The organism is Streptomyces sp. 15-116A (assembly GCF_025290915.1).
GTDB lineage: Bacteria > Actinomycetota > Actinomycetes > Streptomycetales > Streptomycetaceae > Streptomyces.
Window position 1 is genome coordinate 1 of sequence record NZ_JAOCQE010000150.1, and the last position, 15,623, is coordinate 15,623.

Below are 15,623 nucleotides of genomic sequence, written 5' to 3' on the forward strand. Positions count from 1 at the left end.
GGCCAGGTCAGGCTGCCCGCGACCGCCACCGCCTCCGTGCCGTCCGGCCCTGTCGAGGCGTAGGCGCAGGCGTCGGCCACCGCCGCGCCCGGCGCGCCGAGCAGCGCCCAGACGAGCGCGGCAGCCGCCAAAGCCCGTGCGGTGAGCGTGGATCGGGTCGGTACGAGTGCTTGCACGACGGAGATCATGAGTCGCGCGGGGCCGGGCCACGCCGCAGCACCGGGCGATTGCCCCGAACGAGCGAATACGCCGCCGCCGTGGATGCGCGTGCTCCGGAAAGAAGTCCCCGCCGTGTTGAACACAACAGGTACCCCCGTGCGTACTCATCGTCGAGCGGCGGCACAGCAGGGCGCTGCAACACAACACCCTTGCGATGATGTGGAGTTGACGATGAAGACCTCCTGGCGGACCGCCTCGCTCGTGGCGAGCGCCGCGGCGGTGCTGGCCCTGACGACGGCCTGCGGTCAGGACGCTCCGCCGGCCAGCAGCCAGAACGTGGGTGCCACGGCCGGAGCCGGGGACCTGGCCGGCATCGGCAGCGGAGCCGAGAAGGCGCCCGGCGGCGACGCCCAGGCATCCACCGGCCCGGACGACTCCGCCGGCAAACTGGCCGTCTCCACCAACGCCGAGCTCGGCAAGGTGGTGACCGACGGCCTCGGCCGCACCCTCTACCGCTTCGACCAGGACGCCGCCGAACCGCCCAAGTCCAACTGCGACGGCGACTGCGCCACGACCTGGCCGCCGGTGCCCGCCGACGACGCCGCCGCCGGTGAGGGCATCGACGAGTCGCTGCTCGGCGAGGTCACCCGGGCCGACGGCACCAAGCAGCTCACCATCGGCGGCTGGCCGGCGTACCGCTACGTGAAGGACATCAACGCCGGTGACATCAAGGGCCAGGGCGTGGGCGGCAAGTGGTACGCGCTCAACCCCGAGGGCAAGAAGGCGCAGGCGGCCGAGCAGGCGGGCCTGTCCACCCGCAAGGACCCGAAGCTCGGGGAGATCGTCGTCGACAAGAACGGCATGACGGTCTACCGCTTCATGAAGGACGAGGCCTGGCCCGAGCCCGTGTCCGCCTGCACCGGCGCGTGCCTGCAGAAGTGGCCGGTGGTGGCACCGGTCGACTTCGAGGACACCAAGGGCATCCAGGAGAAGGGCTACATGACCTTCAAGCGCCCCGACGGCGCCGAGCAGCAGACGATCAACTGCTGGCCCATCTACACCTTCGCCGGCGACAAGGCGCCGGGCGACACCAACGGTCAGGGCGTCGGCGGCACCTGGTACGCCGTACGGCCCGACGGAAAGCCGGTCGGAGCGCAGGAGAAGTAGCAACCTCCCCAGGGTGTCGTCCACTCCGGCGCCCCCGACCCCGGTCCGCCCCCGCGCATCACACGCGGGGGCGGACCGTTTTGCCGGGAACACCACCGGAAACGGGGGGAATTGCCGTACTGATCCGGGGTTCAGTACACGCACGTGCCGCTGGCAGTGACCGGGAACGGATGGTCAATTTCCGTTTCGGGTCGCCCCTTTGGCGGGCGATCAGTAGCCTCTGCTCGAACACCGGATCGCCTACGCCTCGGAGAGATACATGGAGCGTCCCGCCTGGGCCCCACGGAGCATCGACATCACGGTGCCGAGCGTTTCCCGGATGTACGACTACTACCTGGGCGGTTCGCACAATTTCGAGGTCGACCGGGAAGCGGCCCGCAGGGCCATGGAGTTCATGCCGGGACTGCCCAAGATCATGCAGGCGAACCGGGCGTTCATGCGGCGGGCGGTGCGCTTCGCCGTCGGCGAGGGCATCACCCAGTTCCTGGACATCGGGTCCGGCATACCCACCTTCGGCAATGTGCACGAGGTGGCGCAGGCGGCCGACCCCGGGGCGCGGGTGATGTACGTCGACCACGACCCGGTCGCCGTGGCCCACAGCCAGGCGGTTCTGGAGGGCAACGACAACGCCGGCATCCTCGCCGCCGACCTCCGCAAGCCGCGGGAGATCCTGGACAGCGCCGAGGTGCACGAACTGATAGACCTGAATCGGCCAGTCGCGCTGCTTCTCGTTGCCATACTTCACTTCGTGGAAGACACGGACGACCCGTACACGGCGGTGACCGAACTGCGCGAGGCTCTCGCGCCCGGCAGCATGCTCGTGCTCACCCATGCCTCCTACGAGGGCATTCCGCTGCCGCCGGAGCGGGCCGGGGGAGCGGTGGACGTCTACAAGAACATCCGCAACCCGCTGATCATGCGCTCGCGCGACGAGATCGCGCGGTTCTTCGAGGGGTACGACATGGTGGAACCCGGACTGGTGTCGCCGCCGCGCTGGCGGCCGGACACCGCGCCGGAGGACGAGGATCCGTATGCGTTCTCCGGTTTCGCGGGCGTGGGGCGCAAGGCGTGAGCGCACAGCCGGACGGGCCGGAGGACAGACTGCGCCGGTTCGCGACGATCTGGAGCCGGGCGGTCTTCCCGGTGACCTCGACGTCGTCGACCCGGCCCGAGCTGGAGGAGCAACTGCTGCCCGAGGCCCGGCGGTTGAGCGAGGCGCTGCGCGCCCGGGTGTTCGACGCCGAGGCGGGCCGGGCGGCCGGCGCCGCCCTGGTCGAGGCACACTGCACCGACCCGGACGCGCTCAGCCGCACCCTCGACTGCGTGGACGCCTACCTGGTTCTGTACTGCGGCGGCGACGGCGACCGCGAGGATCTCCGGGCGCGCTGCGCCCGGCTCCAGCACGCCATGGCCGCAGGGTTCGCCGAGGCGCTGCGCCGGCGGACCCTGGCCGAGCAGGAGGCCGTCGCTCAGGCCGCGCTGCGCGCCCAGGGCGTCGTGGCGCAGGCCCTGCACGCCACCGAGGCGAGGTTCCGCGCGGTGTTCGAGGGCGCGGCCATAGGGATCGGCATCGCCGACCTCGAGGGCAACGTCCTCCAGGTCAACGGTGCCCTGCGGCGCATGTTCGGCCTGTCGGAGCAGACGCTGCGCGGCCGTAACGTCATCCAGTGGACCCATCCCGACGATGCCCCGCAGACCTGGAAGCTCTACGAGGAGCTGGTGCGCGGCGAACGCGAGCACTACCACGTGGAGAAGGCGTTCTACCGTCCTGACGGAACGGTCCTGTGGACCAACCTCACCGTCTCCCTGCTGCGCGACCCCGACGGCAACCCGCAGTACCAGCTGGCCCTCATGGAGGACACCACCGAGCGCCGCCTGCTCAACCTCCGGCTGCGCTACGAGGCCACCCACGACGCGCTGACCGGTCTGCCCAACCGCACGTTCTTCTTCGAGCGCCTGGAGAAGGCGCTGAGCGCCGGCGAGGGCCAGCGGTTCGGCCTGTGCTATCTCGACCTGGACGGCTTCAAGACCGTCAACGACAGTCTCGGCCACGCGGCCGGCGACCGCCTGCTCGTCGAGGTCGCCGACCGCCTCCAGTCCTGCGCGACGGCGCCCGGCGAGATGGTCGCCCGGCTCGGCGGCGACGAGTTCGTCGCCCTGACCACCGGCCCCGACACCCGGCGCACGGTCGACGAGCTCGCCGCCCGCATCATGAACGCGCTGCTCGCCCCCATCAGCATCGACGGCCGGGAACTGACCGTGCGCGGCAGCATCGGCATCGTCGAGGGCCCCGCCGGGGAGCGCAGCGCGGCGGAGGTGCTGCGCAGCGCCGACATCACCATGTACCGGGCCAAGTCGGCGGGCGGCAACCGCTTCGAGCTGGCCGACCCGGAGGCGGACGCCCGCGCCATCACCCGGCACGGCCTGACCACGGCGCTGCCCACGGCTCTCGAACGCGGTGAGTTCTTCATCGAGTACCAGCCGCTGGTGCATCTCGGCGACGGCAGTGTCCGGGGCGCCGAGGCCCTGGTCCGCTGGCTGCACCCGCAGCACGGCGTGCTGTCCCCCGACCGCTTCATCCCGCTCGCCGAGCACACCGGCCTGATCGTCCCGCTCGGCCGCTGGGTCCTGGAGCAGTCCGTGCGCCAGGCCCGCGCGTGGCAGGAACGCAACGGCGGCACCGACGCCGTCGGCCCGCTGCGGATCAACGTCAACCTCTCGCCCTGCCAGCTGACCCACCCCGGCCTGGTCCAGGACACCGTGGAGATCCTGGAACGCACGGGCGTCGAACCCAGCGCCCTGTGCCTGGAGGTCACCGAGTCCGCCCTCATCGGCGCCGACGACGACCTCCTCAAACCCCTGCGCCGCCTCGCCGAGATGGGCGTCGACATCGCCCTCGACGACTTCGGCACCGGCTACTCCAACCTCGCCAACCTGCGCCGCCTCCCGGTGAGCATCCTCAAACTGGACCGCTCCTTCACCCAGAGCATGCAGCAGTTCCCGGCGGACCCGGTCGACCTCAAGATCGTCGAGGGTATCGTCTCCCTCGCCCACAGCCTCGACCTCGCGGTCACGGTCGAGGGCGTCGAAACAGGCGCCCAGGCCGAACAACTCCGCATACTCGGCTGCGACACAGCCCAGGGCTGGTACTACGCCCGCCCGGGCCCCCCGGAAAGCCTCCACGACCTGACGCTGGCGGATGCAACTCCCTGAAGGGGCGCGGGGAACTGCGCGACAAGCCACAACGAACCCACACCCCCGAACGGCGCTGAACCCCTACGGCGCCAGGGGGCAGCTCACCGCTCCAACAGCATCCGCTGCAACTCCCGCGCAGCCCGAGGCGGAGCAACATCACTGCGATGAGCCAGCGCAATCGTCCGATGCAACCCCGGCCGTGCCAGCGGAGTGACGCGCAACCCCCGCCCCGACCGTGCCGCCACCATCCGAGGCACAACGGCATAACCGAGCCCCGCCCGCACAAACCCCAGCACCGCGTCCATCTCACCCCCCTCCACAGCGAAATCCGGCTCGAACCCAGCGGAGCGACACGCCGCGACGGTCAACTCCCGCAGGTCGTACCCGTGCCGGAACATCACCAGCCGCTCGCCCTCCAGGTCGGCGATGCGGACGGCACGCCGTCCCCGCCCCGGCTTCGGCGCGTCCGGGGACGACACCACGACCAGGTCCTCCCGCAGCAGCTCCACCGTGGTCAGCGCGGGTGACGGCGTCGGCAGCGGCAGCACCACCAGCGCCAGATCCAGCGCACCGCGCGCCAGCTCCCGCACCAGGTCGTGCGAGCCGCCCTCCTCGATCATCAGCCTGATCCCCGGATAACGGTCGTGGAAGGCCCGCAGCACGTCCGGCAGCAGCCCCGTGCACAGACTCGGCGTCGCCCCCAGCCGCACCCGCCCGCTGCGTAGCTGCACCAGCTCCTGCACCTCGTGCCGCGCGGTGTCCGCGTCGGCCAGGATCCGCCGGGCCAGCGGCAGCAGCGCCTCGCCCGCGTCGGTCAGCGTGATGTTGCCGCGGGCCCGCAGGAACAGATCCGCGCCCAGTTCCCGCTCCAGCGCCTTGATCTGCTGCGACAGCGACGGCTGCGCCACATGGACCGCCTCGGCGGCCCGCGTGAAGTGCCGGGTCTCGGCGACGGCCACGAAGTACTGGAGCTGCTGGAACTGCATACGGCCATCATAGACAGTGCATAGGCACTCCCTATCGAAACGAGCTCATCCATGTCTTGGACCGATGGGGCCCTCCGGCCCTAGCGTCTGATGCCATGGCTCTGGCAACGCGGACGGACCGACGGCCGTCCATGGCACGCACCGTGTGGGACTCGACCGTCGGCAAGAAGACCGTGATGGCGGTCAGCGGACTGATCATGCTGCTGTACCTGGTCGTCCACATGATCGGCAACCTGAAGATCTTCTTCGGGGCCGGTGAGTTCAACCACTACGCGCACTGGCTGCGCACCGTCGGCGAGCCCTTCATGCACTACGAGTGGACGCTGTGGCTGGTCCGCGTCGTCCTCGTCGTGGCCGTCGTCGCGCACGCCGTGTCCGCGTACCAGCTCAGCCGCCGCGACATCAAGGCGCGCCCCAGCAAGTACGTGCACAAGAAGCCGCGGGCGAGCTACGCGACCCGCACCATGCGCTGGGGCGGGATCATCCTCGGCCTGTTCATCGTCTGGCACATCCTCGACCTGACCACCGGCACCGTGCACACCGGCGGCTTCGAGAGCGGCAAGCCCTACCAGAACGTCGTGGACACCTTCTCCACCTGGTACGGCAATGTCATCTACCTCGTCGCGATGCTCGCCCTCGGACTGCACATCCGGCACGGCTTCTGGTCCGCCGCCCAGACCCTCGGCGCCGGCAGCCGCACCCGCGACCGCGCCCTGAAGACCGTCGCCAACGTCCTCGCGCTGCTGCTCACGGCCGGCTTCATCGCCGTACCCGTGGCCGTCATGACCGGAGTGGTGAGCTGACCCATGACTACCTACGCCGACTACACGACCGGCGAACCGGTCGTCGACACCAAGGCCCCCGCCGGCCCGATCCACGAACGCTGGGACAAGCGCCGCTTCGAGGCCAAACTGGTCAACCCCGCCAACCGGCGCAAGCACACGGTGATCGTGGTGGGCACGGGCCTCGCGGGCGGCTCGGCCGGCGCGACCCTCGCCGAACAGGGCTACCACGTCGTCCAGTTCTGCTACCAGGACTCCCCGCGCCGCGCCCACTCCATCGCCGCGCAGGGCGGCATCAACGCGGCGAAGAACTACCGCAACGACGGCGACTCCATCCACCGCCTGTTCTACGACACCGTCAAGGGCGGCGACTTCCGCGCCCGCGAATCCAACGTGCACCGCCTCGCGCAGATCTCCGTCGAGATCATCGACCAGTGCGTGGCGCAGGGCGTGCCGTTCGCCCGCGAGTACGGCGGCCTGCTCGACACCCGCTCCTTCGGCGGCGTGCAGGTGTCGCGGACCTTCTACGCCCGCGGCCAGACGGGTCAGCAGCTGCTGCTGGGCGCGTATCAGGCGCTGTCCCGGCAGATCGCCGCCGGCAACGTCGAGATGCACCCGCGCACCGAGATGCTCGACCTCATCGTCGTCGACGGGCGGGCGCGCGGCATCGTCGCCCGGGATCTGATCACCGGGAAGATCGACACGTACTTCGCGGACGCCGTCGTGCTGGCGAGCGGCGGTTACGGCAACGTCTTCTACCTGTCGACCAACGCCATGAACTCCAACGCGACCGCGATCTGGCGGGCGCACCGGCGCGGCGCCTACTTCGCCAACCCCTGCTTCACCCAGATCCACCCCACCTGCATCCCGCGCACCGGCGACCACCAGTCCAAGCTGACGCTGATGAGCGAGTCGCTGCGCAACGACGGCCGGATCTGGGTGCCCAAGGCCAAGGGCGACACCCGGCCGCCGCACCAGATCCCGGAGGACGAGCGCGACTACTACCTGGAGCGCATCTACCCGTCCTTCGGCAACCTGGTCCCCCGCGACATCGCCTCCCGCGCCGCGAAGAACGTCTGCGACGAGGGCAGGGGAGTGGGCCCCGGCGGCCAGGGCGTCTACCTGGACTTCGCCGACGCCATCAAGCGGATGGGCCGGAAGGCCGTCGAGGCCAAGTACGGCAACCTCTTCGACATGTACCAGCGGATCACCGACGAGGATCCGTACGAGGTGCCGATGCGGATCTACCCCGCCGTGCACTACACGATGGGCGGCCTGTGGGTCGACTACGACCTCCAGACCACCATCCCGGGCCTGTTCGCGATCGGCGAGGCCAACTTCTCCGACCACGGCGCCAACCGGCTCGGCGCGTCGGCGCTGATGCAGGGCCTCGCCGACGGCTACTTCGTGCTGCCGGCCACCATCAACGACTACCTCGCCCGCAACCCGCACAAGGACGAGGTGGACGCCGGTCACCCGGTGGTCCAGGAGGTCGTGTCCGAGACCGAGGCCCGGCTGCGCAGGCTGCTCGCCGTGGACGGCGACCGTACGCCCGACTCCTTCCACCGTGAACTCGGCGAGCTGATGTGGGAGTTCTGCGGAATGGCCCGTAGCGACGCCGGGCTGCGCAAGGCGCTCGAGCGGATCCCGCAGATCCGCGAGGAGTTCTGGCGGCGGATCAAGGTCCCGGGGACGGGCGAGGAGTTCAACCAGTCCCTGGAGAAGGCGAACCGCATCGTCGACTATCTGGAGCTCGCCGAGCTGATGTGCCTCGACGCGCTGCACCGCACGGAGTCCTGCGGCGGGCACTTCCGGGAGGAGTCCCAGACACCGGACGGCGAGGCGGCGCGCAAGGACGAGGAGTTCTCGTACGCGGCGGCCTGGGAGTTCACCGGTACCGGCTCCGCCCCCGTCCTGCACAAGGAAGACCTGGTCTTCGAGTACGTCCACCCCACTCAGCGGAGCTACGCATGAAGCTCACCCTGCGCGTCTGGCGGCAGAAGAACGCCGACGCCGAAGGCGCCATGTCCACGTACGAGGTGGACGGCATCTCGCCCGACATGTCGTTCCTGGAGATGCTCGACACGCTCAACGAGGACCTCATCCTGCGCGGTGAGGACCCCGTCGCCTTCGACCACGACTGCCGCGAGGGCATCTGCGGCGCGTGTTCGCTCGTCATCAACGGCGACGCGCACGGGCCCGAGCGCACCACCACCTGCCAGTTGCACATGCGGTCCTTCAAGGACGGCGACACGATCGACATCGAGCCGTGGCGGGCGGCGGCCTTCCCGGTGGTGAGGGACCTGGTGGTCGACCGGTCCGCGTTCGACCGGATCATCCAGGCCGGCGGCTACATCACCGCGCCGACGGGTGCGGCGCCGGAGGCGCATGCCACGCCGGTGCCGAAGCCGGACGCCGACTTCGCGTTCGAGCACGCGGAGTGCATCGGGTGCGGGGCGTGTGTGGCGGCGTGCCCCAACGGTGCGGCGATGCTGTTCACGTCGGCGAAGGTCAATCATCTGAATGTGCTGCCGCAGGGGGCGCCCGAGCGGGAGACTCGGGTGCTGGACATGGTGGCGCAGATGGACGAGGAGGGGTTCGGGGGGTGCACGCTCACGGGTGAGTGTGCGACGGCTTGTCCCAAGGGGATTCCGCTCATGTCCATCACCAGCATGAACAAGGAGTGGTTGCGGGCTACGCGGAAGGTGTCGAAGCGGTAGCGCCGCTGACGTCGGTCAAGAAGAAAAACGTTCGCCGAATCGTGCGGACGGGCGGGGTCGGGAGTGGTGCTCATCCCGGCCCCGTCTCGTATTCAGCATTCTCACATCCGCTCTCCCCGTTCAGGTCATGTGCGCGACAGCCGGCCCCGGGACAAACAGGGGTGTCCCCAGCTCCCCGCTCCCGCGCGTGACCAGGAGAGTGCCATGACCGGCGTACTGACTGCCGCCCCCACCCGCTACACCGTCGGCCTTGCTCGTGACGAAGAGGATGTGCGGGCAGCGCAGCGGCTGCGGCACGACGTGTTCGCCGGGGAGATGGGCGCTCTGCTGTCCGGCCCGCAGCCGGGGCTCGACATCGACCCCTTCGACGCCTACTGCGATCACCTGCTCGTGCGTGAGGAGGTCAGCGGGCAGGTCGTCGGGACCTACCGGCTGCTGCCGCCCGAGCGGGCGGCGATCGCCGGGCGGCTGTACGCGGAGGGCGAGTTCGAGATGTCCGCGCTCGACGCGATCCGGCCGGGGCTGGTCGAGGTCGGGCGGTCCTGTGTGCACCCCGGGCACCGTGACGGGACGGTCATCGGCCTGATCTGGGCCGGGATCGCCCGGTACATGGTCGAGCACGGTCACGAGTGGCTGGCGGGCTGCTGCTCGGTGCCGCTGGCCGACGGGGGCACGCTGGCCTCGGCCACCTGGGAGCGGGTGCGGGAACGGCACCTCGCCCCGGAGGAGTACCGGGTACGGCCCCTGCTGCCCTGGACGCCCGGCGACCCGGGCACCGCCCGCGCGGAGCTGCCCGCGCTGCTGCGCGGCTATCTCCGCCTCGGTGCCTGGGTGTGCGGGGAGCCGGCGCACGACGTGGACTTCGGGGTCGCGGACTTCTACGTCCTGCTGCCGATGAGCCGGGTCAATCCGCGCTATCTGCGGCACTTCCTCTCGCTCGTCCCCGCCTGATGAGCGTCTGGCTGCCCGGTGCGCCCTGCACCCCGCGGGGCTGTGTGGAGCCGACGGCCACGGCGGTGGCGGTGCCGCGGGCCGTGCTGCGGCTGGCGGGCGTCGCCGTTCTGGTGCTCGCCGCGGTCGTGCTCGTGCCGTGCGGCCGGTGGATACCGGGCGGTGCGGTGCGGCGCTGGTGCCGGTGGGTGGTGCGGGCGGCCGGGGTCCGGGTCCGGATCGCCGGTGCCGCCGCGCCCAGCGGCGGGCTGCTGCTCGTCGCCAATCACATCTCGTGGCTGGACGTGCCGCTGCTCTCCGCGGTCCGTCCGGCGCGCATGCTGGCCAAGGCGGAGATACGCCGGTGGCCGGTGGCCGGACCGCTGGCCGCGCGCGGCGGTGCGCTGTTCATCGAGCGTGACCGGCTGCGCGCGCTGCCGGAGACGGTCGCCCGGATCGCCGGGGAGCTGGAACGGGGCGCGGCGGTCGCCGTGTTCCCGGAGGGCAGCACCTGGTGCGGGCGCGCCCAGGGGACCTTCCGCCGGGCCGTCTTCCAGGCGGCCCTGGACGCGGGTGTCCCGGTCCAGCCGGTCCGCATCCGCTATCGGACCGACCGGGGCACGCCTGCCACCGCGCCCGCCTTCGTCGGCGACGACACGCTGCTCGCGTCGCTGTGGCGGGTGGCCTCGGCCCGCCGGCTCCTCGCCGATGTGGAGGTGCTGCCTCCGATACCGCCGGGCCGTCACACCGACCGCCGCGCACTGGCCGCCGCCGCGCAGCCTGGGGAGTGCACGGGCGGGCCGCGGCATGCCGCACCCCGGGGAGTTCACGAACGGGCGGTGGCATCCCCCAGGCCGGTGAGCCGGGCCAGCCTGCGGTACGAGTCGAGCAGGGCCTCGCGGTCGTAGGTGCTGGTGGTGACCAGGACCTCCTGGGCGCCGGTCTCCTTCAGCACCGTCTCCAGCTCCTCCGCCAGCTGCTCCTCGGTGCCGGCGATGTGACCGGAGAGGCCGGACTGGTAGAAGCCACGCTCCTTGGCGGTCATCGGCAGCGCGTCGACCCGCTCGGCCGGCGGCAGCGGCGGGAAGGTGCCGTGCGTGCGGGAGTACGCCATCGACCAGGCCTCCGGTATCAGCAGGCGCCGGGCCCCCTCGTCGGTGGCGGCCACGGCGATCGTCCCGGAGATCACGACGTACGGCTCGCTCGCCCAGGGGGAGGGGCGGAACGCCGCCCGGTACGTGTCGATGCCGCGCAGCATCCGGTCACGGCCGCGCAGGTCGCCGATGACCATCGGCAGCCCGGCGCGGGCGGCGATCGTGGCGCCCTCACCCATGGCCAGCACGAACGGGGGGACCGTCAGGCCCTCGGCGGGCCGGGCGTGCACCCCGGTGGGGGACGTGCCGCGGAACCAGCCGAGCAACTCCTCGAGCTGGGCGGCGAAGTCCTCGGCGTCGCCCTGGTCCCGTCCGAGCGCCTTGCGCACGCCGTCCGTGAAGCCGACGGAGCGGCCGAGGCCCATGTCGATCCGGCCGGGGAACAGGGACTCCAGCACCCCGAACTGCTCGGCCACCACCAGCGGCCGGTGGTTGGGCAGCATCACCCCGCCGGTGCCGACGCGGATCGTGCGCGTCGCGCCCGCGACCGCGGCGGCCAGGACGGTCGGCGCCGAACCGGCCACGCCGGGCACGCCGTGGTGCTCGGACACCCAGAACCCGTGGTAGCCGAGCCGCTCCACCTCCCGCGCCAGCCGCACGGTGTCCCGCAGCGCCTCGGGGCCGGTGCGGCCCTCACGGGTGCGCGAGCGGTCGAGAACGGAGAAGCGGGCCGAGGCGATCACGGAGCTCATACAAGGTTCAACGCAGGACGGGACCGGGGATTCCTCACCGGGTCATGTCGTGGCCCTGACTAGGCTGGGCGTCGTGACCGACAGCAGCAGGCGGCCGCTGGCCGTGTTCGACCTGGACAACACGCTCGCCGACACCGCGCACCGGCAGAGGTTCCTGGAGCGCAGACCGCGTGACTGGGACGCCTTCTTCGCCGCGGCCCCGCAGGACCCGCCGCTCGCGGAGGGCGTCGCGCTGGTGCGCGAGAGCGCCCGCGAGTGCGAGATCGTCTACCTCACCGGGCGCCCCGAACGCTGCCGCCGCGACACCCTGGACTGGCTCGCCGCCCACGGGCTGCCCGAGGGCACCGTCCACATGCGCGGCGACGCCGACCGCCGCCCCGCCCGCTACACCAAGCTGGCCATCCTGCGCCGCCTCGCCCGCACCCGGGACGTCCGAGTCCTCGTGGACGACGACGAACTGGTCTGCGAGGACGCCCGCCGCGCGGGCTTCACCGTCCTGCAGGCCCGCTGGGCGAGTCCGTCGGGCGAGCTCAAGGCGGCCCAGGAGCGTGAGGGCCGTACCTAGAACGGGCGGGCGGGTCTATTCCGTGTCCTCCAGGCGGAAGCCGACCTTCAGGCCCACCTGCCAGTGCGCGATCCGGCCCTCCTCGATCTGGCCGCGCACCTGGGTCACCTCGAACCAGTCCAGATTGCGCAGCGTCTGCGAGGCACGTTCGATGCCGTTGCGGATCGCCTGGTCGACGCCGTCGGGCGAGGTGCCGACGATCTCCGTGACCCGGTAGGTGTGGTTCGACATACGGGTGCTCCTCTCCCTGACGGCTTCTCCGGCCCGGCGGTGCCGCCTGTGTCACACGTCACTCCACCGTGCCCCAAGCCGTGGCGGAGCGCGAGACGTCGGCTCCGTATGCCCTACGCCCTTGACCTTCCGTATTGGTCCATACCAAGATGCGGGACACCCGGACGAGCTCCCGCTCTCCCCCCACGTCGGGCCCAGCACCCCTGTCCGTCAGACAGAAACAGGACCCCACGTGAGACGTCGACTGCTCGCCCTCGTCTGTGTGTCCGCCGCCCTGCTCAGCGGCTGCGGGGTGTTGCCGGGCGGCGAAGCCGAACGGCGCACCGTCACCGTGTGGCTGATGCGGCACAGCGCCTCCCAGGAATTCCTCGACCGCTTCACCGAGGACTTCGAACGCACCCACTCCGGCCTCGAACTCGACATCCGCATCCAGGAATGGACCGGCATCGGCGAGAAGGTCCAGAGAGCGCTGGACGGCGGCAGCCAGGGCGCCCCCGATGTCATCGAGGTCGGAAACACCCAGGTCGCCCAGTACGCCGAGGGCGGCGATCTGCACGAACTCACCCTGGAGGCGGTGCGCGACTGGGACCCGGACAAGGCCTGGCTGCCCGGCCTCGCCGAACCGGGCCGGTGGGGCACCAGCCAGTACGGCATCCCCTGGTACGCCGCCAACCGGGTCGTCATCCACCGCAAGGACCTCTTCCGGCAGGCCGGGATCACCGCACCGCCGAAGACCCAGGCGGAGTGGCTCACGGTCACCGAGAAGCTCGACACCGGGGGGAACCAGGGCATCTACCTGGCCGGCCAGGACTGGTACACGCTCGCCGGGTTCATCTGGGAGGCGGGCGGCGAGCTCGCCGAGGAACGCGGCGGCGTCTGGCGGGGCGCGCTGGACTCCGAGAAGGCGCTGCGCGGCATGGACTTCTACCGCCGGCTCCAGGCACTCGGCGACGGACCGGTCGACGCCGACGAGGAACACCCGCCGCAGGCCGAGGTGTTCGCCCGGGGCGACGTGGCGCAGATCGTCGCCGTCCCCGGGCTGGCCCGGGCGATCCTGCAGCAGAATCCCGAACTCAAGGGCAAACTGGGCTACTTCCCCGTCCCCGGGATCACCGCAGGCGAGCCCGGCGCCGTCTTCACCGGCGGCTCCGACCTGGTCGTCCCGGCGAACACCGATGTCAAGGACGCCGCCGTCGAGGTCGTCTCCGCCCTCGCCGGCGAGAAGTGGAACACCGAACTGGCCCGCACCATGGACTACGTCCCCAACAAGACCACGCTCGCCGACGCCGTGGCCGGGCAGGAGGCCGTCGCGGCCATGGCGGCCGGAGCCGCACAGGGCCGCGCGACCCCCATCACCCCCAACTGGGGTGCCGTCGAGGCGGACAACCCGATCAAGGAGTACATGACCAAGGTGCTCACCGGGGCCGACCCGGCCGCCGAGGCCGAGAGGGCCTCCCGCCGGATCACCGAGGCCCTGAACCCCGACGTGCAGTGACCGGCGGGCCGCCCGGCCCTCGGGCGCCCCGTGCTCAGCGACTTGTGCTCAGTGCCCCGAGCTCAACGCACCGAGCTCAACGCACCGAGCTCAGCGCACCGTGCTCAGCGACAGCGCGAAGCGGCCCTCCTCGTCCGTCCACCAGCGGGTCAACTCCAGCCCCGCGGCGGCCAGTTCCGCGCGGACGCCCGCCTCGCGGAACTTCGCCGAGACCTCGGTGCGCAGCTCCTCGCCGGCCGCGAAGTCGACGGCGAGGTCCAGCGCGGGCACCTTCACCGTCTGCGCCGCGCGGGAGCGCAGCCGCATCTCGATCCACTCCCGCTCGGCGTCCCACAGGGCGACATGTTCGAAGCCGTCCGGATCGAAGTCGGCGCCCAGCTCCCGGTTGATCACGGTCAGCACGTTCTTGTTGAACGCGGCCGTCACCCCGGCGCTGTCGTCGTACGCCCGGACCAGCACCTTCTCGTCCTTGACCAGGTCCGTGCCGAGCAGCAGACCGTCGCCGGGGGAGAGCAGCGCGCGGACCGAGGCCAGGAACGCGGCCCGCTCCTCGGGGAGCAGATTGCCGATGGTGCCGCCGAGGAAGGCCACGAGGCGCGGCCCCGGCGCCTCCGGCAGCGTCAGCCGGCCCGTGAAGTCGGCGATCAGCGCGTGCACCCGCAGCCCGGGCCGCTCGGCGGCGAGCGCCTCACCGGCCTGGGTGAGGGCGCTGTCACTGACGTCGACGGGCACGTAGGTGTGCAGCTCGGTGAGGGCGTCGATCAGATACCGCGTCTTCTCCGAGGAGCCGGAGCCCAGTTCGACCAGGGTGCGGGCGCCGGCCGCCGCGGCGATCTCGCCCGCGCGGGCGAGCAGGATCTCGCGCTCGGCGCGCGTCGGGTAGTACTCGGGCAGTTCGGTGATCTTCTCGAACAGGTCGCTGCCGTGGGCGTCGTAGAACCACTTCGGCGGCAGCGTCTTGGGTGTGCTCGTCAGGCCCTGCCGGACATCGGCGCGCAGGGCGGCGCCGGTGGTGTCCTCGGGCAGCGTGCGGGTGATGCGGAACGGGCTCACGTACGGGGCTCCTTCGGTGACGCGGCTCGGGCGGGGCCCGGGGCGGGGGCGGGCGCCAGATCGTCGGTCGGCTCTTTCAGCGGGGTGAGCAGCACGTCCGTGCGGCTCGCCGTGAGCAGGGTGCGGTCGGGGACCTCCTGCCAGTGCGGGTCGTCGTCGAAGGGCTCGGAGGCCACGACGGTGCCGCCGCCGGGCCGGGCCAGGTACCACAGCGTGTCGCCCCAGGCGGTCGCCGTGACCGTGTCACCGTTGGTGAGCAGCACGTTCAGCCGGGAGCCGGGGGCGGCAGCGGCGACCTCCGTCACCGTGTCGGCCAGCGCCTGGCCCTCCTCGTCGCCGGCCCTGAGCCGGGCCAGCACCAGCGCCCAGACGAACGCCGAGTCGTTGCGGGCCTCCAGCGCCAGCAGGTCCTCGGCCGGCAGGGTGGACACCAGCGGTGTGAGGGCGCCCGGCCAGCCGGCGACGGCCCCGTTGTGGCTGAACAGCCAGGTCCC

General features: G+C 71.4%; 14 protein-coding genes and 1 pseudogene. 10 read left to right on the forward strand and 5 right to left on the reverse strand.

From position 1 onward, the window contains the following. Positions 1 to 390: 390 nt before the first annotated feature. The 3 genes from N4P33_RS22145 to N4P33_RS22155 all read left to right on the forward strand — a co-directional run bounded on the left by N4P33_RS22145 (position 391) and on the right by N4P33_RS22155 (position 4,539). Entirely contained in the window at positions 391 to 1,326 is a 936-nt protein-coding gene (locus tag N4P33_RS22145; RefSeq protein ID WP_260828401.1) for an SCO0930 family lipoprotein, read from the forward strand. Between the two features lie 259 nt (positions 1,327 to 1,585). Continuing rightward, positions 1,586 to 2,398 (forward strand): SAM-dependent methyltransferase, encoded by an 813-nt coding sequence (locus tag N4P33_RS22150; RefSeq protein WP_260828388.1) that lies wholly within the window; start codon positions 1,586 to 1,588, stop codon positions 2,396 to 2,398. Further along, positions 2,395 to 4,539 (forward strand): bifunctional diguanylate cyclase/phosphodiesterase, encoded by a 2,145-nt coding sequence (locus tag N4P33_RS22155; RefSeq protein ID WP_260828389.1) that lies wholly within the window; start codon positions 2,395 to 2,397, stop codon positions 4,537 to 4,539. The genes N4P33_RS22150 and N4P33_RS22155 overlap by 4 nt, the downstream gene beginning before the upstream one ends. 83 nt (positions 4,540 to 4,622) lie before the next feature. Here N4P33_RS22155 and N4P33_RS22160 read toward each other — a convergent pair whose 3' ends face one another. Beyond that, the gene (locus tag N4P33_RS22160; RefSeq protein ID WP_260828390.1) at positions 4,623 to 5,507 is read right to left on the reverse strand and encodes a LysR family transcriptional regulator; all 885 of its coding nucleotides are present in this window, start codon (positions 5,505 to 5,507) and stop codon (positions 4,623 to 4,625) included. 131 nt (positions 5,508 to 5,638) lie between these two features. On the opposite strand from N4P33_RS22160, the gene N4P33_RS22165 reads away from it, so the two are divergent. The 5 genes from N4P33_RS22165 (at position 5,639) to N4P33_RS22185 (ending at position 10,847) form a co-directional block, all read left to right on the forward strand. After that, entirely contained in the window at positions 5,639 to 6,310 is a 672-nt protein-coding gene (locus N4P33_RS22165) for a succinate dehydrogenase (protein WP_260828391.1), read from the forward strand. 3 nt (positions 6,311 to 6,313) lie between these two features. Beyond that, on the forward strand, positions 6,314 to 8,263 hold the full coding sequence (locus N4P33_RS22170; RefSeq protein ID WP_260828392.1) for a fumarate reductase/succinate dehydrogenase flavoprotein subunit: 1,950 nt from the start codon (positions 6,314 to 6,316) through the stop codon (positions 8,261 to 8,263). Then, positions 8,260 to 9,009, forward strand: coding sequence for a succinate dehydrogenase/fumarate reductase iron-sulfur subunit (locus N4P33_RS22175; protein WP_260828393.1), 750 nt, complete (start codon positions 8,260 to 8,262; stop codon positions 9,007 to 9,009). The genes N4P33_RS22170 and N4P33_RS22175 overlap by 4 nt, the downstream gene beginning before the upstream one ends. 204 nt (positions 9,010 to 9,213) lie before the next feature. Next, the gene (locus N4P33_RS22180; RefSeq protein WP_260828394.1) at positions 9,214 to 9,960 is read left to right on the forward strand and encodes a GNAT family N-acetyltransferase; all 747 of its coding nucleotides are present in this window, start codon (positions 9,214 to 9,216) and stop codon (positions 9,958 to 9,960) included. Next, positions 9,960 to 10,847 carry a 1-acyl-sn-glycerol-3-phosphate acyltransferase gene (locus N4P33_RS22185; RefSeq protein ID WP_260828395.1) on the forward strand — a complete coding sequence of 296 codons (888 nt, stop codon included), beginning with the start codon at positions 9,960 to 9,962 and terminating at the stop codon, positions 10,845 to 10,847. The genes N4P33_RS22180 and N4P33_RS22185 overlap by 1 nt, the downstream gene beginning before the upstream one ends. On the opposite strand, the gene N4P33_RS22190 is transcribed toward N4P33_RS22185, so the two are convergent. Next, the gene (locus N4P33_RS22190; protein ID WP_260828396.1) at positions 10,766 to 11,785 is read right to left on the reverse strand and encodes an LLM class flavin-dependent oxidoreductase; all 1,020 of its coding nucleotides are present in this window, start codon (positions 11,783 to 11,785) and stop codon (positions 10,766 to 10,768) included. The two genes, N4P33_RS22185 and N4P33_RS22190, sit on opposite strands and share 82 nt — an antisense overlap. Positions 11,786 to 11,858: 73 nt before the next feature. On the opposite strand from N4P33_RS22190, the gene N4P33_RS22195 reads away from it, so the two are divergent. Beyond that, complete coding sequence (locus N4P33_RS22195; protein WP_260828397.1) at positions 11,859 to 12,350, forward strand: hypothetical protein; 492 nt, start codon at positions 11,859 to 11,861, stop codon at positions 12,348 to 12,350. A 15-nt stretch (positions 12,351 to 12,365) separates the two neighbouring features. Here the strand turns inward: N4P33_RS22195 and N4P33_RS22200 are convergent, their stop codons facing one another. Next, positions 12,366 to 12,581 carry a dodecin gene (locus tag N4P33_RS22200; RefSeq protein WP_260828398.1) on the reverse strand — a complete coding sequence of 72 codons (216 nt, stop codon included), beginning with the start codon at positions 12,579 to 12,581 and terminating at the stop codon, positions 12,366 to 12,368. A 232-nt stretch (positions 12,582 to 12,813) separates the two neighbouring features. On the opposite strand from N4P33_RS22200, the gene N4P33_RS22205 reads away from it, so the two are divergent. After that, positions 12,814 to 14,076 (forward strand): extracellular solute-binding protein, encoded by a 1,263-nt coding sequence (locus N4P33_RS22205; RefSeq protein ID WP_260828399.1) that lies wholly within the window; start codon positions 12,814 to 12,816, stop codon positions 14,074 to 14,076. 90 nt (positions 14,077 to 14,166) lie between these two features. Here the strand turns inward: N4P33_RS22205 and egtD are convergent, their stop codons facing one another. Beyond that, the gene (gene egtD, locus N4P33_RS22210) at positions 14,167 to 15,129 is read right to left on the reverse strand and encodes an L-histidine N(alpha)-methyltransferase (RefSeq protein ID WP_260828400.1); all 963 of its coding nucleotides are present in this window, start codon (positions 15,127 to 15,129) and stop codon (positions 14,167 to 14,169) included. After that, positions 15,126 to 15,623 (reverse strand): annotated as a pseudogene (locus N4P33_RS22215) (class II glutamine amidotransferase); the annotation flags it as partial. The pseudogene N4P33_RS22215 and the gene egtD, both read right to left, overlap by 4 nt.

Coding starts and splice junctions, on each gene's coding strand:
- N4P33_RS22145 (WP_260828401.1), top strand. CDS start 391: ATGAAGACCTCCTGGCGGACCGCCTCGCTCGTGGCGAGCGCCGCGGCG.
- N4P33_RS22150 (WP_260828388.1), top strand. CDS start 1,586: ATGGAGCGTCCCGCCTGGGCCCCACGGAGCATCGACATCACGGTGCCG.
- N4P33_RS22160 (WP_260828390.1), bottom strand. CDS start 5,507: ATGCAGTTCCAGCAGCTCCAGTACTTCGTGGCCGTCGCCGAGACCCGG.
- N4P33_RS22165 (WP_260828391.1), top strand. CDS start 5,639: ATGGCACGCACCGTGTGGGACTCGACCGTCGGCAAGAAGACCGTGATG.
- N4P33_RS22170 (WP_260828392.1), top strand. CDS start 6,314: ATGACTACCTACGCCGACTACACGACCGGCGAACCGGTCGTCGACACC.
- N4P33_RS22175 (WP_260828393.1), top strand. CDS start 8,260: ATGAAGCTCACCCTGCGCGTCTGGCGGCAGAAGAACGCCGACGCCGAA.
- N4P33_RS22180 (WP_260828394.1), top strand. CDS start 9,214: ATGACCGGCGTACTGACTGCCGCCCCCACCCGCTACACCGTCGGCCTT.
- N4P33_RS22185 (WP_260828395.1), top strand. CDS start 9,960: ATGAGCGTCTGGCTGCCCGGTGCGCCCTGCACCCCGCGGGGCTGTGTG.
- N4P33_RS22190 (WP_260828396.1), bottom strand. CDS start 11,785: ATGAGCTCCGTGATCGCCTCGGCCCGCTTCTCCGTTCTCGACCGCTCG.
- N4P33_RS22200 (WP_260828398.1), bottom strand. CDS start 12,581: ATGTCGAACCACACCTACCGGGTCACGGAGATCGTCGGCACCTCGCCC.